Genomic DNA, 15,028 nt, shown 5'->3' with positions numbered 1-15,028 from the left:
CCTTTTCACTATAATTTATGTGGATTTATCATAAGCGAGCAAATAACCTGACTGGTTATTTGCGATTTCATGGTTAATAAACAACGTACAACATTAACTTCGTGAAATATATTGTATAAAATATTCACGTTCCATAAATTTGTTATGTTATTTTCTTTAAATAGCGAAATGATTTTTTAAGTAAATGTAAATTATTATTTGATGGTAGATATTTAAAGGAGTGTAAGTCGACAGTGAAGATATAATAATACTATTAGCAATAAAGGTTCATGTGCGTAAGGTTGAATATTAATTAGGTCCTTGTTGATAACTGTAATTTTTATTTATATGTTTGCAATTGATAAATTAAAAATATATTTTTGAAGCTCTGCGCATAAGAATGTAATAACAATGTAATACGTATAATTAATACGTGCTTAATATCACTGGTGCAATTTTTGATTTATGTGTAAAAATCCCAGGATAATGTTTTTATATAGTAGAATTAATGATTTTAATTGGTGTTTATAAGGCGAGGGATACTTTTGAACTGGTCTGTTTTTGCAGCTTTTGACTGATCATCTTGCCAACCTTAGATAGCATTGGCAGATCGACACCCGTCTCTATGCCTAACCCATGGCATAAATACACCACATCTTCAGTCGCAACATTACCTGCGGCGCCAATGGCATAAGGGCATCCCCCAAGCCCAGCAACACTACTATCGATCACAGAGACCCCCATAGTAAGCGCTTGGTAGATGTTCACTAGGGCTTGGCCCCAAGTATCGTGAAAGTGAACGGCTAGATGATGAATTGGTACCTGTTGTTGTACTGCTTCTAACATAGTGGCAATGCGCAATGGGGTACCGGTACCAATTGTGTCTCCAAGGGACACTTCATAACATCCTATATTAAATAACTCGCTTGCGATGGTGGCAACTTGGTGAGAGGAAATCGGCCCTTCATACGGGCAGTCAGCCACACATGAGAGATAACCTCTGACTGGAATGTGATGCTTCTTTGCTTGTTCGATAATAGGGAAAAATCGCTGCAAGCTTTCAAAAATTGAACAGTTGATGTTTTTTTTGCAAAACGACTCAGAGGCAGAAGTAAAAATCGCCACCTGATTTGCTCCTGCGGCGATAGCTTGTTCAAATCCGTGTAAGTTTGGGGTTAATGCCGAGTAGATAACATTGGGCTGTCGAGTAATACCGTTAAAAACTCGCCCAGAGTCGGCCATTTGTGGCACCCATTTAGGGGAAACAAACGATCCGACTTCAATATGTGATAGTCCCGTTTTTGATAGCTGATCTACCAAGTCAATTTTGGTTTCTGTCGTCACTAGTTTTTCATTTTGTAACCCATCACGTGCGCTCATCTCAACTAGGGTGACGGACGACGGAAGAGCTGAATTGTGCGTCATTACTCACCACCTTCTTTCACTTCTAAGATCCATGAGGGTGCGCGTTTCTCAAAAAAGGCGGTAATCCCCTCCTGTCCATGTTTAGAGACACGAATATCGGCAATCATTTCACTGGTGTAGCGGATCAGCTCTTTATCAATGGGTTGGTTTTCACACCGTTTACAGAGTATTTTGGCTTGCACTAATGCCGAGGGGCTATTGGCCAAAAGCGCGTGGGTTATTTTTGATACCTGCACTTCAAGGCTGGTATCAACCTCGTTATTGACGATCTGATGTAACAACCCAATATGTTGCGCCGTGTGTGCATCGATACGCTCCGCGGTCAGCATATATCGTCTTGCAGCACGGACACCAATAGCACGGCACACATAGGGGGCAATGGTTGCAGGAATGAGCCCCAGTTTCACTTCACTGAAACAGAATTGGGTATCGTCTTGTCCAATGGCAATATCACAACAGCAGATCAGGCCCAATGCTCCACCAAATGCACTTCCTTGAATAGCGGCAATTGTTGGGCGCGGAAAGGTATCTAATGTCGACATTAATCGTGCAAGTCGCTCAGCACTTTGCCGATTCTCTAACTGAGATTTTGCAGCCATTGATTTCATCCAGTGCAGATCGGCTCCGGCTGAAAAATGTTTGCCATTAGCACTAAGCACTAAACAGCGCAGAGTCGGGGTAGCCGCCAGCGTATCGAGGTAGTGAATCAAACCATCAATCATTTCGTCATCAAAGGCGTTATTTTTACTGACTTTATTGAGGGTGAGAATAGCGATACCGTTAACATCGATATCACATAAAATATCGCTACTTTGATCCTCTGTGTTCTTCAGCATCACACTGTCTCCTTACATTCGAAAAATACCAAACTGACTGTCAGCAATTGGAGCACGTAATGAGGCGGTCAAGGCATGTGCAACCACTTCACGGGTCTGTTTAGGATCGATAATACCGTCGTCCCATAACCGGGCACTGGCGTAATAGGGGTGACCTTGGCGCTCATATAAATCGACAATCGGCTGCGTAAACTGACGCTCTTGATCGCTTGTCCAGTCTTCACCTTGGCGCTCTTTTTTATCACGTTGAACTTGCGCTAACACCCCAGCGGCTTGCTCGCCCCCCATGACGGAAATTCTGGCGTTGGGCCACATCCAGATCATGGTTGGGTCATAGGCTCTGCCACACATACCATAATTTCCAGCTCCATAAGACCCCCCAATAATCACGGTGAATTTGGGTACATCGGCACACGCCACCGCCATAACCAATTTAGCGCCATGTTTAGCGATCCCTTCGGATTCGACTTTTTTCCCGACCATGAAACCGGTAATATTTTGCAAAAAAAGCAGTGGGATGTGTCGTTTGGCGCAGAGCTCAATAAAGTGCGCCCCTTTTTGTGACGACTCAGAAAAAAGGATGCCATTATTCGCTACAATTCCGATGGGGTGACCGTACAAATGCGCAAAACCGCAGATGAGAGTGGGCCCATAGAGGGCTTTAAACTCATCAAAGTCTGAGTCATCCACCACTCGAGCAATGATCTCGCGAGCATCAAACAATAGGCGCAAATTGGTGTTAACAATCCCGTAGATCTGTTCGGCTTTATACCGAGGAGGTGACACTGGTTTTGGTGGTGGAGGCAATGGCGTTAAGTTGGCACTGGAGATGCTCTGTCGTGCCAATTGCAGTGCATGGGTTTCATTTTCAGCATAGTAGTCCGCCACCCCAGATTTTTTACAGTGGACATCAGCACCACCGAGATCTTCAGCGGTAACAATCTCTCCAGTTGCCGCTTTTACTAATGGGGGGCCTGCCAGAAATATAGTGCCTTGCTCTTTGACAATAATTGAAATATCCGCCATCGCGGGCACGTAAGCGCCCCCCGCCGTGCATAGACCTAATACGACGGCGATTTGAGGGATCCCTTTGGCAGACATGCGTGCTTGATTGAAAAAAGTGCGGCCAAAGTGCTCTTTATCTGCAAACACTTCAGCTTGGTGGGGAAGGTTAGCACCACCAGAGTCGACGAGGTAGATACAGGGCAGGTGACAGCGTTCAGCTATCTCTTGTGCACGCAGATGTTTTTTTACCGTTAGGGGGTAGTAGGTGCCGCCTTTCACTGAGGGATCATTAGCCACAATCATGCATTCAATGCCTTCGACTTGCCCGATACCGGCAACAACACCAGCGCAAGAGACCGGTTCATCATACACTCGCCACGCTGCAAACTGACCTATTTCTAAGAAATCAGCATCATCATCTAAAAGTGCCGAAATGCGATCGCGCACGGAAAACTTCCCTTTTTGTTGTTGGCGTTTTAGGGCCTCAGATCCTCCACCTTGTTTGATCACAGCAAGGTTGAGGGAGAGATTATTGACCAGTTCCTGCATTACTTCTGCATTAGCGTGAAACTGAGGGTCATCGGGTTTGGCTTTGCTCTGAATAATGGCCATGTGGTATCCCTTTTGTCGATCTACACTTAACGAGACTCTTCAAATAACTCTCTGCCGATTAACATTCGTCGGATTTCTGATGTACCAGCACCAATCTCATAAAGTTTGGCATCACGCAGGAGTCGGCCTGCAGGAAAGTCATTGATGTAACCGTTGCCGCCCAAAAGTTGGATGGTGTCTAGGGCAAGTTGGGTCGCCAGTTCGGCGCTGTATAAAATTACGCCTGCAGAGTCTTTTCGTGTTGTTTCTCCTCGATCACAGGCTGCAGCTACGGCGTAAACATAAGCTCGAGCGGCATTCATTCGGGTGTACATATCGGCCACTTTAGCTTGCACTAACTGAAACTCGCCAATGGATCGACCAAACTGTTTTCGGTCATGAACGTAAGGAATGACCAGATCGAGACAAGCCTGCATGATACCCAATGGGCCCGCGGCCAACACCACCCGTTCGTAATCGAGTCCACTCATTAAAATTTCGACACCATGATTCACCTCGCCTAAGACATTCTCAATAGGGACTTGGCAGTTTTTAAATACCAATTCACAGGTGTTTGAGCCTCGCATCCCTAATTTATCGAGCTTTTGTGCATGGCTGAATCCTGCAAAGTCTCGCTCAATGATAAAGGCGGTAATACCGTGTGATTTGGCCTTTGGGTCGCTCTTTGCGTATACCACCAGAGTGTGTGCATCTGGGCCATTGGTGATCCACATCTTAGTGCCATTGAGCAGAAAGTGATCGCTATGTCGTTCAGCTTTTAATTGCATACTGATCACATCAGAACCGGCGTTAGGTTCACTCATTGCCAGGGCACCTACATGGCTGCCATCGATGAGTTTAGGCAGATATTTATCACGCTGTGCCTGATTGCCATTACGGAAAATTTGATTGACGCAGAGGTTGGAGTGGGCACCATAACTCAGAGCGACAGAGGCCGATGCTCGGCTGATCTCTTCCATTGCGATGACGTGGGCTAAATACCCCATATCTGCACCACCGTATTGCTCTGGGACGGTGACGCCTAGAAGACCCATCTCACCAAGCTGTTTCCACAAAGGGGTGGGAAATTGATTGCTTTTATCGATCTCAGCCGCAATAGGAGCAATGTGTTCTGCGGCAAAACCGTTTACCTGTTCGCGCAACATATTGATCGTGTCATCATGACCAAAACTTAGTGGGCTATAGTCACTGTTCATAGTGGCTCCTTTATCGCTTTAATGCTTGAAGGCAGCGCGCTTTGGCCGCACTTAATTCATCCATCAAAGCATTAATGTCGTTAAGTTGACATTGAAGAGTTTGCTGCTTGTCATCAATCATCGTGAGCATTTTATTGAGTTGGGTGTCACTTTGATTGGTATCGTATAACGCAAACAGTTCACGAATTTCAGCCAACGAAAAGCCGAGACGTTTTCCTCGTAGGATCAATTGCAGCCGCACTTTATCACGGCGATGATAGACTCGATTTTTACCTTCTCGATTAGGGTGAATAAGACCCATATCTTCGTAAAATCGGATGCTTCTGGTGGTGAGATTGAATTCTTTGGCCAACTCACTTATTTTGAATGTTTCCACCTGATGATGCCCTCCAACCGTTAAATCAGCTTCGGTACATTAAGGTTTTATTTGTTATCAACCTGTTTCTTGACGTTAACGTAAATGTTAGTGCTATGCTTACGTAAACGTCAAGAAATCACAGTACAAAAATTAACGCTAAGCTTAAGGCTAGAATGTGGGTTATTTTGCGAGTGATTTCTGGTGGTCAATGAGGATGGAGCCATGGATAAAACCATTTGGATTGTATCAGCAAAACGTACCCCGCTAGGCAGCTTTCAAGGCATGCTAAGTGACTTCTCTGCGCCACAACTAGGACAAATTGCGATACAAGCGGCGGTTGATGCGCTTCCTCTTTCGCCCGAGTGTATCGACGAAGTATTAATGGGCTGTGTGCTGCCAGCAGGCTGTGGACAAGCCCCTGCACGTCAAGCGGCGCTCGCAGCTTCGCTGCCTTACTCTGTGGGCTGCACCACCATCAACAAGGTGTGTGGCTCGGGCATGAAGTCGGTGATGTTGGCGTATGATCTCATTCAATCAGGTTCCACTTATTGTGTTGTGGCGGGTGGTATGGAAAGCATGACTAATGCGCCCTATCTGCTGAAAGAGTCACGTAGAGGTATGCGTCTCGGTCATAAAACGACCTACGATCACCTATTTTTAGATGGGCTACAAGATGCCTATGATGGCGAGTTGATGGGCGTTTATGCTCAGCAGATTGCCGATAAACTTAACATTTCTCGAGAGCAGATGGATCAGTGGGCAACCCAATCGGCTAAGCGCGCAATGGATGCTCAGCAGCAGGGGCTATTTGTCGATGAAATTGCACCTATTCAACTAAGTGAAAGTGGTGACATAGTCGATTATGATGAGCCTCCTAGAACGATCAGATTAGATAAAATCCCCGCACTTCGCCCCGCATTTTCCAAACAGGGATCCGTCACCGCTGCCAATTCCAGTTCACTTTCTGATGGTGCTGCTGCGTTGGTGGTGATGGATGAAACTTCAGCACGTCAACAGGGTTTATTACCGCTCGCAGTTATAAAAGGGCACACCACACATGCACGAAAGCCCTCAGAATTCACCCTTGCCCCAGTGTATGCCATTGAGCAACTGCTGTCTGATCTCGATTGGTCAATAGAGGAGGTGGACTTATGGGAAATCAACGAAGCCTTTGCGGTTGTCACCCAAATTGCCGTACAGCAGTTAGGGCTGGATAGCGACGTCGTTAATATCAAAGGAGGAGCGTGCGCCCTTGGGCACCCAATTGGCGCAAGTGGTGCTCGTATTCTTGTGACACTCATTCATAGTTTGCAACAGCTGCAAGCCATACATGGTGACGATAAAAAGGTGGTACGTGGCATCGCTTCTTTGTGTATTGGAGGAGGAGAAGCGACAGCAATAGGCATAGAGATTCCAGTTTACTCAAAAGGAGAGAGAGATGATTAGGTTTGTTCCCCTGTATATTGATGGAGAGTTTCGTCAGTCAACGACACAACAGTGGATTGATGTGACTAACCCTGCTACCAATGAGGTGATTGCAGAACTGCCCTGTACAACAGAGTCTGAAATGAGGGATGCAATCAAGAGTGCAAGTCAAGCTTTTCAATCTTGGAAAACCGTAGCATTACCTGAACGAGCCAGGTTGATGCTTAGATATCAACACCTACTTAAAGAGCACCATGACGAGTTGGCAAGGTTGCTCTCTCTCGAAACCGGGAAGATTTTGGCTGATGCTAAAGGCGATGTGTGGCGGGGGATTGAAGTGGTTGAGCAAGCGGCCAATATTGCCAGTAATATGATGGGAGAGATGGTCGAAAACGTTGCCACAGATATCGATACTTACTCGATGATTCAACCGTTAGGCGTGTGCTGCGGAATTACCCCATTTAACTTTCCAGCCATGATTCCGCTGTGGATGTTTCCGATTGCGATTGCCAGCGGTAATACCTTTATTTTAAAACCTTCTGAACAGGTTCCCCTCACTTCTATACGTCTGGCTGAACTGTTTGAGCAAGCCGGGGCACCTAAAGGAGTGTTGCAAATTGTTCATGGCCAAAAAGAGCAGGTGGACTATCTGCTTACCCATCCAGATATTCGAACCATCTCTTTTGTTGGCTCAGTGCCAGTTGCAAAGTACATCTACCAAACGGCAACGCATCACTTCAAACGTGCTCAAGCTTTTGCCGGTGCAAAAAATCATATGGTGATCATGCCTGATGCCAATAAAAATCAAGTGATCAACAATTTAGTTGGCGCTTCGGTTGGAGCGGCTGGTCAGCGCTGTATGGCCATTTCAGTGGCGGTTTTTGTTGGTAATAGCAAAGCGTGGATGAGCGACTTAAAGGCTGAAATGTCGAAGATAAAGCCGGGGTGTTGGGATGATGAGAGGGCGGGTTACGGTCCACTTATCAGCCAACAAGCGAAACAACGTGTATTGGCCTTAATCCAAGAGGGCAAAGATCAAGGTGCTGTGTGTGAGCTAGATGGGAGTGAGTGCACCGTTGAAGGCTTTGAGAATGGTAACTGGGTGGGTCCAACCTTGTTTAGTGGAGTCGCAACCAAGATGTCAATCTATCAACAAGAGATATTTGGCCCTGTATTGATGGGGATAGAAGTTGATAGTTTAGAAGAGGCGATCGAACTGGTAAATAGTAACCCTTACGGTAATGGAACCTCAATCTTTACCGCCAGTGGCGCGGCTGCACGTAAATATCAGCATGAGATTGAAGTGGGGCAAGTGGGGATTAATGTACCGATCCCTGTACCTCTTCCATTCTTCTCGTTTACGGGGTGGCGAGGCAGCTTCTATGGCGATCTACACGCCTATGGTAAGCAGGCGGTACGATTTTACACTGAAACGAAAACAGTGACGTCACGTTGGTTTGATGAGGAGATAACCAGTGGACCAAATCTGACGATTCAACTGAAGTAACCACTTTTCTTTTGGGATCTTTGAGGTGATGTATGGATTTTGAACTGAATGATGATCAACGTGCTTTTTCTGAAACTGCTCATCAGTTTGCGTTAGAGCAGTTAGCACCCATGGCGGCAGAGTGGGATGAGACGCAGTGCTTTCCCAAGGCGGTGTTAAAACAGGCTGGAGAGCTTGGATTTCTCAGTTTATACACCCCTGAGGCGCAAGGAGGCTTGGGGTTGAGCCGTTTAGATTCCTCTATTATTTTTGAACAATTATCAATGGGCTGTACCTCAACCACCGCCTTCATGACCATCCATAATATGGTGGGGTGGATGGTTGCCACTTTTGCTACCTCTGAAGCTCAAGAGATCTTCTGTCCAAAGCTACTCACTGGCGAGTGGTTAGGCTCTTACTGTTTGACCGAACCAAATGCAGGCTCAGATGCTGCAGCTTTGACCACCTCAGCACATAAAGTTGAGGGGCAATACATTATTAATGGGTCTAAATCCTTTATTTCAGGTGCGGGTGAAACTGAGGTTTTGGTGGTGATGGCCAAAATCGAAGGTGAATCAAATTCCGTTTCCGCGTTTGTGGTCCCAGCGGATTTACCGGGTATTAGCTATGGAAGAAAAGAGCCGAAGATGGGCTGGAACAGTCAACCGACTCGCTCAATAACGTTTGATCATGTCACGATTCCTGAGCACTACTTATTAGGCGAAGAGGGGCAAGGTTTTCAACTGGCAATGAAAGGACTTGATGGTGGCCGGATCAACATTGCTACCTGTTCGGTGGGTACCGCACAGCAAGCGTTAAATAAAGCGATGCAGTATGTCCAAGAGCGTAAACAGTTTGGGAAGCCTATTGGTGAATTCCAAGGGTTGCAATTTAAGCTAGCTGATATGGTGACAGAGCTGGTGGCAGCGAGGCAGCTAGTGCGTTATGCCGCTGCAAAATTGGATCAACAAGATCCGGAAGCGAGTGCTTATTGCGCTATGGCTAAGCGGTTTGCTACTGATGTTGGTTTCGCCGTCTGCAACCAGGCACTCCAGTTATACGGTGGGTATGGTTACATCAAAGAGTATCCGATGGAACGTTATTTTAGAGATGTGCGAGTGCATCAGATCTTAGAGGGTACCAATGAGATTATGCGAGTGATTATTGCCCGCCGATTGTTGGCCGATGGCGCCCAATTATTGTAGCGGTATTGAAGCAAATAGAGGAGGTTGCTATGTCACAATCAGAACAGAGTGCGATTCAATCAACCATTGATGGGCATGTTGCGGTCATTACCATGAACAACCCACCAGCCAATACATGGACGCAGAGTAGTCTAAATCAACTGCAACAATTGATTGATACGCTCAATCAAAACCGAGATGTCTATGCATTGGTGATCACAGGCCAAGGAGATAAGTTTTTCTCTGCAGGCGCGGATTTGAACTTGTTTGCCAGTGGGGATAAAACCATAGCCTTTGATATGGCCCAACGCTTTTCGCAATCGTTTGAAGCGTTAAGCGCATTTCGAGGCGTCTCTATTGCCGCTATTAACGGGTATGCCATGGGGGGAGGGCTTGAAGTGGCGTTAGCTTGTGATATTCGAATTGCTGAACAACAGGCCATTTTAGCGCTGCCTGAAGCCAAAGTCGGATTGTTGCCTTGTGCGGGTGGGACGCAAAATTTGACCCTATTAGTCGGAGAGGGTTGGGCCAAACGAATCATTCTGTGTGGCGAACGTGTTACTGCAGAAAAGGCACTGACTATTCGTCTTGTTGAAGAGGTGGTGGCGCAAGGTAAAGCATTAGAGAGTGCTCTTGAACTGGCAAAATCGGTGGCTGAGCAATCGCCAACGTCGGTAGCAGTGTGTAAGCAACTTATTCAAAATGGTCGGTCAGAGCCTCTTAAACAGGGGTTAATTAAAGAGAGGGAAATGTTTGTACAACTATTTGATACCGATGATCAGAGTGAAGGAGTACAAGCCTTTCTTGAAAAACGTAAAGCCAATTGGAAAAATCAATAACAGGGAGGAAGTATGACGGGAAAAATGGTTTTTGAAGAGTTGGTGTGTACGAACAATGAACATAAAATTGGGGTGGCGACGTTAGATAACACAACCTCATTAAACGCGCTGACATTTGACATGCTGCAGCAATTGAATGACCAGTTGCTGATGTGGCAGAAAGACGATCACATTGTCACTGTGCTGCTTGAGGGGGCGGGTGAAAAGGCGTTTTGTGCGGGGGGGGATGTACGAGCGATGTATCACGCCATGAACGATGGTACGGCTGATGAATCCCAGCGTTTTTGTACGGATTACTTCGCGCTAGAGTATCAGTGTGACTATCTGATACATACCTACAGCAAACCAATTATTGCTTGGGGAGATGGCATCGTGATGGGGGGCGGAATTGGTTTGTACATAGGAACTAGCCATCGAATAGTCACCCCGACATCTCGATTAGCCATGCCTGAAATTAGTATTGGCCTCTATCCAGATGTGGGAGGTACTTGGTTTCTCAATCAGTTAGCTCCCGGCATTGGTCTATTTTTAGGATTAACGGGTGCCTCGATCAATGCCAGTGATGCCGTTCACCTTGATCTTGCTGATCACTTCTTAATGGTTGAGCAAAAACAGGCACTGATAGAGCATCTAACAGGCTGCCTTTGGCACACGGTCAACGATAAGTTTGTTGCTGTTACTGAGTTATTAGATGACCTAGAACAGCAACGATCCGGGCCGTTACCGCCGAGCCAAATTGTGCCCTATTTTGTGCAAATCCAAGCGGCATGTAACAGCAGCGACCTAAATTCCATCTGTAAAAACATCTTGGCAATTGAAGGGATGGGACTCTGGATAGAACGTGCGAAAAAGACGCTAGCAGAAGGAAGTCCGATCTCTGCACACATCTGTTTTCGTCAAGTGACGCAATATCAATCTCACGAACTTGCGGACTGTTTTAGGTTGGAACTCAATTTGTCTGCGAAGTGTTGCAGCTTGGGAGAGTTTCAAGAGGGAGTACGTGCAAGGCTCATCGATAAAACAGGAGAGCCTGCGTGGTTATTCAAAACAATCAATGGGGTTGATGAGCAGGTGATTGACGATCTGTTTACCTCATTATGGCCAGATGAGCAGCACCCTTTGGCCCAACTAGGAAAGTAATCCGAATTTAAATTAAGGAGATATTTATGAATACCATTGCTTTTATTGGACTAGGTAACATGGGTGGCCCTATGGCAGAAAACTTGCTTTCAGAAGGCTACGAAGTGCAAGTTTATGATTTGAATCGAGCAACAACAGATAGGTTGGTCCCTTTAGGTGCCGTTGTCGCTCCAACCTTAGAGGATGTGGTAAAAGGGGTAGATACCGTAATTACCATGCTACCAACTGGACTGAGCGTTCGCTCTGTTTATCTGGGCGATCATCATGGGGGTGTCGGGTTGATCAATCTAGTGGAGAAAAACACTTTATTGATTGACTCTTCAACCATTGATCCTGAGTCTGCACGCTTGGTTGCCAACGAAGCGACCAATAAAGGGTTACATTTTGTCGATGCGCCTGTTTCTGGTGGCGTTAATGGGGCTAAGGCGGGTTCGTTGACCTTCATTGTTGGTGGCACAGATGTGGCTTATAAAAAAGCTCAAGCGATTTTACAACATATTGGAAACAGCATCTTTCACGCGGGACAGGCCGGCGATGGTCAAGTTGCTAAAATATGTAACAACATGCTGTTGGGGATTCTAATGTCAGGCACCTGTGAAGCGATTAACCTCGGAGTTGATAATGGCTTAGACCCGAAAGTACTGTCAGATATTATGTTGCAAAGTTCAGGCCGTAACTGGGCATTAGAGCTTTATAATCCGTGTCCTGGCGTAATGGAAACTGCACCAGCAAGTAACGATTACCAACCAGGTTTCATGAGTAAACTGATGCTCAAAGATCTTGGTTTGAGCCAGGATACTGCGGTACAGAGCCACTCTTCGACCCCAATGGGCTCTTTGGCTAGAAACTTGTACGCTTTCCATAATGCAGACGGAAATGGGGAACTCGATTTTTCTAGCTTATTCGAATTTTACAAACGAAATTCAAAGTAGGATTAGGTAGGGCTGCGATATGGAACTTAAAGACAGTGTGATTGTGATAACGGGTGCAGGGCAAGGTTTAGGGCAGATGATGGCAATAACGCTTGCCCAGTCTGGTGCTGAACTTGCTTTGATCGATGTGAATGAACACGCCCTGCGTAGTACGCAAGAGCAGTGTCATATGTTAAGTACTAAGGCGCTCATTTACAAAGTAGACGTTACTAATGAGGAGGAGGTAGAGCAGGTATTTACAGACATTATTGATGACTTCGGAAAGCTTGATGGTTTGATCAATAATGCGGGAATATTACGAGATGGACTGCTGGTGAAAGTCAAAGATGGCAACGTGAGCAAGATGTCCCTTCAGCAGTTCAACTCGGTCATTGATGTGAATGTGGCGGGCACGTTTTTATGTGGGCGAGAAGCCGCAGTCAAGATGATTGAAGGTAATCGTAAAGGCGTAATCATCAATATATCGAGTGTGGCGCGCGCTGGTAATATTGGTCAAACCAACTACGCGGCCTCCAAAGCCGCTGTTGCTACCATGGCGACTTGCTGGGCCAAAGAGCTAGCCCGTTACGGGATTCGCGCAGCAGCCATTGCTCCAGGTATTGTAAAAACGGCCATGGCTGAACAGTTGAAACCAGAAGCCATAACTCGATTAGAGGGCATGGTGCCTATTGGAAGAATGGGACAAAGCAGTGAAATCGCCCACACCGTAAAATACATCTTTGAGAATGATTATGTTACCGGACGCGTTTTAGAAGTAGATGGTGGCCTGAGGATGTAACGACTCACATTTAGTAAGTTTAATATGCTGGGCTCTGAGATGATTTTGAGAGTCCAGTTTTTGATATTGACGCTACATATTTTGATACCCAGGCCCTCCGCCACCTTCTGGAGGTACCCAAGTGATGTTTTGTGAAGGGTCTTTAATGTCGCAAGTTTTACAGTGTAGGCAGTTTGCTGCATTGATTTGCAGAGCGGGTCTGTTATCAATGGTCACGATCTCATACACGCCAGCCGGACAGTAACGCTGACTTGGTTCATCGTATCGATCTAAATGGGTTTGTACTGGGATTGCTAAATCATCCAGTTGCAGGTGGCAGGGTTGGTCCTCTTCATGTTGAGTGGCAGAGAGATACACAGAAGATGGTTTGTCGAAACTCAGCACTCCATCAGGTTTTGGATAGTGGATGGGATAAGAGTCGGAAATTGGCTGTAAACAGAGATGATCAGCACGCTTATCGTAAAAAGACCAAGGAAGTTGACGCTTGAATAGCCGAGTCCAAAGGTTGTGTTCAAACACTGAAAGTGCACCACCTAATAAAGTGCCGTATTTGTGCAATAATCCCCCCATATTTTTTGATTGCTGCAACTCTTGAAAAAGCCAAGAAGTTTCAAAGTGTGATTGGTAGTCAGCCTCTTGTTGCGGATTTGAAGCACTCAGTTGCTCCATGATAGCTTCTGCCGCGATCATTCCTGATTTCATGGCCGTGTGGCTGCCTTTGATTTTCGCAACATTCAGCGTCCCTGCATCACACCCGATCAACAGGCCTCCTGAAAATTGCTGGTTGGGTAGAGAAAAAATCCCCCCCTTTGCAATGGCACGGGCTCCATACGCGATTCGCTGTGCATTCTTTAAGTGTTTACAGAATGTGGGGTGGTGTTTGAGGCGTTGAAACTCATCGAATGGGCTGAGATAAGGGTTGTGATAATTGAGGTCAATAATCAGCCCGACAGCAATTTGATTCCCCTCTAGGTGGTATAGAAAGCCGCCTCCGATGCTGCTTGATTCACTGAGTGGCCAACCAACTGAGTGGAGAACCTGTCCAGCATTAGAGTGTCTGTCCCTACAGTTTTGCCTACAGTTTTCATCAATCTGCCAAATCTCTTTAATGCCCAGAGCGTAGTGTTGGGGCTGCTTCCCATGGTTTAACTGGTAGTGATTAATCAACTCGTTACCAAGGTGACCACGTGCCCCTTCGGCAAAAATAGTGTACTTCCCTTTTAGTTCGATACCTGCTTCGAAGGTGGATTTCTGTTCACCTTGTCTATTCAAGCCCATATCGGATGTGTTAATTCCAGTGACACAATTATCTTGGTCATAATTAATGGTGGTAGCGGCAAAGCCTGGGAATATATCTACTCCTAAGGCTTCGGCTTGCTTTGCTAACCAACGGCATAAATTGGCCAAGCTAATGATGTAGTTACTTGATGAGTTAAGCATCGGAGTTGGGGTTAAAAAATGAGGGATGGTTAGATGACTGTTATTGCTAGTGAGGTAGACAAAATGGTCATCACTGACAGGGGTTGTTAATGGGGCCTCTCTGTTTTTCCAGTCGGGGAACAGCTCATCGAGTGCACGGGTTTCAAACAGGGCTCCTGAGAGAATATGGGCGCCTACTTCCGCTCCTTTCTCAACAACGCAGATGGAGATGTCTTTGTGATCATTGAGTTGATTCAGTTGTGCCAATCGACAGGCTGCAGACAGTCCAGCAGGACCTGCACCGACAATAACAACATCAAATTCCATGCACTCTCTTGTCATTATGTAATCCTGCTTTTAGATAACTGACATAACATTAAATATAGTCCAGTTGACGTAAACGTAAACTTTACT

The 15,028-nt window shown here is 46.0% G+C and carries 13 protein-coding genes; 7 read left to right on the top strand and 6 right to left on the bottom strand.

What is annotated here, in order from left to right; all coding sequences use genetic code 11:
* Positions 1 to 504: 504 nt before the first annotated feature.
* Genes L4C32_RS13095 through L4C32_RS13075 form a run of 5 tightly spaced genes read right to left on the bottom strand, consistent with a single transcriptional unit; the run spans position 505 to position 5,429 of the window.
* Complete coding sequence (locus L4C32_RS13095) at positions 505 to 1,404, bottom strand: hydroxymethylglutaryl-CoA lyase (protein WP_428197327.1); 900 nt, start codon at positions 1,402 to 1,404, stop codon at positions 505 to 507.
* Entirely contained in the window at positions 1,404 to 2,240 is an 837-nt protein-coding gene (locus tag L4C32_RS13090) for an enoyl-CoA hydratase-related protein (RefSeq protein ID WP_428197326.1), read from the bottom strand. Before L4C32_RS13090 ends, L4C32_RS13095 begins: the two co-directional genes overlap by 1 nt.
* A 12-nt stretch (positions 2,241 to 2,252) precedes the next feature.
* Positions 2,253 to 3,857 carry a carboxyl transferase domain-containing protein gene (locus L4C32_RS13085; protein WP_428197325.1) on the bottom strand — a complete coding sequence of 535 codons (1,605 nt, stop codon included), beginning with the start codon at positions 3,855 to 3,857 and terminating at the stop codon, positions 2,253 to 2,255.
* 26 nt (positions 3,858 to 3,883) lie between these two features.
* Positions 3,884 to 5,053, bottom strand: coding sequence for an isovaleryl-CoA dehydrogenase (locus L4C32_RS13080; RefSeq protein ID WP_428197324.1), 1,170 nt, complete (start codon positions 5,051 to 5,053; stop codon positions 3,884 to 3,886).
* A 10-nt stretch (positions 5,054 to 5,063) separates the two neighbouring features.
* Positions 5,064 to 5,429, bottom strand: a complete 366-nt coding sequence (locus tag L4C32_RS13075) for a MerR family transcriptional regulator (RefSeq protein ID WP_428197323.1) — start codon at positions 5,427 to 5,429, stop codon at positions 5,064 to 5,066.
* Positions 5,430 to 5,633: 204 nt separating this feature from the next.
* Here L4C32_RS13075 and L4C32_RS13070 point away from each other — a divergent pair, with 204 nt between their 5' ends.
* The 7 genes from L4C32_RS13070 to L4C32_RS13040 are packed head-to-tail and all read left to right on the top strand — an operon-like array spanning position 5,634 to position 13,195.
* Positions 5,634 to 6,857, top strand: coding sequence for an acetyl-CoA C-acyltransferase (locus L4C32_RS13070; RefSeq protein ID WP_428197322.1), 1,224 nt, complete (start codon positions 5,634 to 5,636; stop codon positions 6,855 to 6,857).
* On the top strand, positions 6,850 to 8,343 hold the full coding sequence (locus tag L4C32_RS13065) for a CoA-acylating methylmalonate-semialdehyde dehydrogenase (RefSeq protein WP_428197321.1): 1,494 nt from the start codon (positions 6,850 to 6,852) through the stop codon (positions 8,341 to 8,343). The genes L4C32_RS13070 and L4C32_RS13065 overlap by 8 nt, the downstream gene beginning before the upstream one ends.
* Positions 8,344 to 8,375: 32 nt before the next feature.
* Positions 8,376 to 9,527 (top strand): acyl-CoA dehydrogenase family protein, encoded by a 1,152-nt coding sequence (locus L4C32_RS13060; protein WP_428197320.1) that lies wholly within the window; start codon positions 8,376 to 8,378, stop codon positions 9,525 to 9,527.
* Positions 9,528 to 9,556: 29 nt separating this feature from the next.
* On the top strand, positions 9,557 to 10,345 hold the full coding sequence (locus tag L4C32_RS13055; protein ID WP_428197319.1) for an enoyl-CoA hydratase: 789 nt from the start codon (positions 9,557 to 9,559) through the stop codon (positions 10,343 to 10,345).
* Between the two features lie 12 nt (positions 10,346 to 10,357).
* Positions 10,358 to 11,485 (top strand): enoyl-CoA hydratase/isomerase family protein, encoded by a 1,128-nt coding sequence (locus tag L4C32_RS13050; RefSeq protein WP_428197318.1) that lies wholly within the window; start codon positions 10,358 to 10,360, stop codon positions 11,483 to 11,485.
* A gap of 26 nt (positions 11,486 to 11,511) precedes the next feature.
* A complete protein-coding gene (gene mmsB / locus L4C32_RS13045; protein WP_428197317.1) occupies positions 11,512 to 12,417 on the top strand; it encodes a 3-hydroxyisobutyrate dehydrogenase in 906 nt (301 codons plus the stop codon).
* 19 nt (positions 12,418 to 12,436) lie between these two features.
* The gene (locus L4C32_RS13040; RefSeq protein WP_428197316.1) at positions 12,437 to 13,195 is read left to right on the top strand and encodes an SDR family oxidoreductase; all 759 of its coding nucleotides are present in this window, start codon (positions 12,437 to 12,439) and stop codon (positions 13,193 to 13,195) included.
* 72 nt (positions 13,196 to 13,267) lie between these two features.
* Here L4C32_RS13040 and L4C32_RS13035 read toward each other — a convergent pair whose 3' ends face one another.
* Positions 13,268 to 14,956: an electron transfer flavoprotein-ubiquinone oxidoreductase gene (locus L4C32_RS13035; protein WP_428197315.1), complete on the bottom strand. Its 1,689-nt coding sequence runs from the start codon at positions 14,954 to 14,956 to the stop codon at positions 13,268 to 13,270.
* Between the last annotated feature and the right edge of the window lie 72 nt (positions 14,957 to 15,028).

This window comes from Aliivibrio kagoshimensis (assembly GCF_050337105.1).
GTDB lineage: Bacteria > Pseudomonadota > Gammaproteobacteria > Enterobacterales > Vibrionaceae > Aliivibrio_A > Aliivibrio_A kagoshimensis.
The sequence above is the reverse complement of the archived record's forward strand: the minus strand, read 5'-3'. Positions and strand labels throughout refer to the sequence as shown.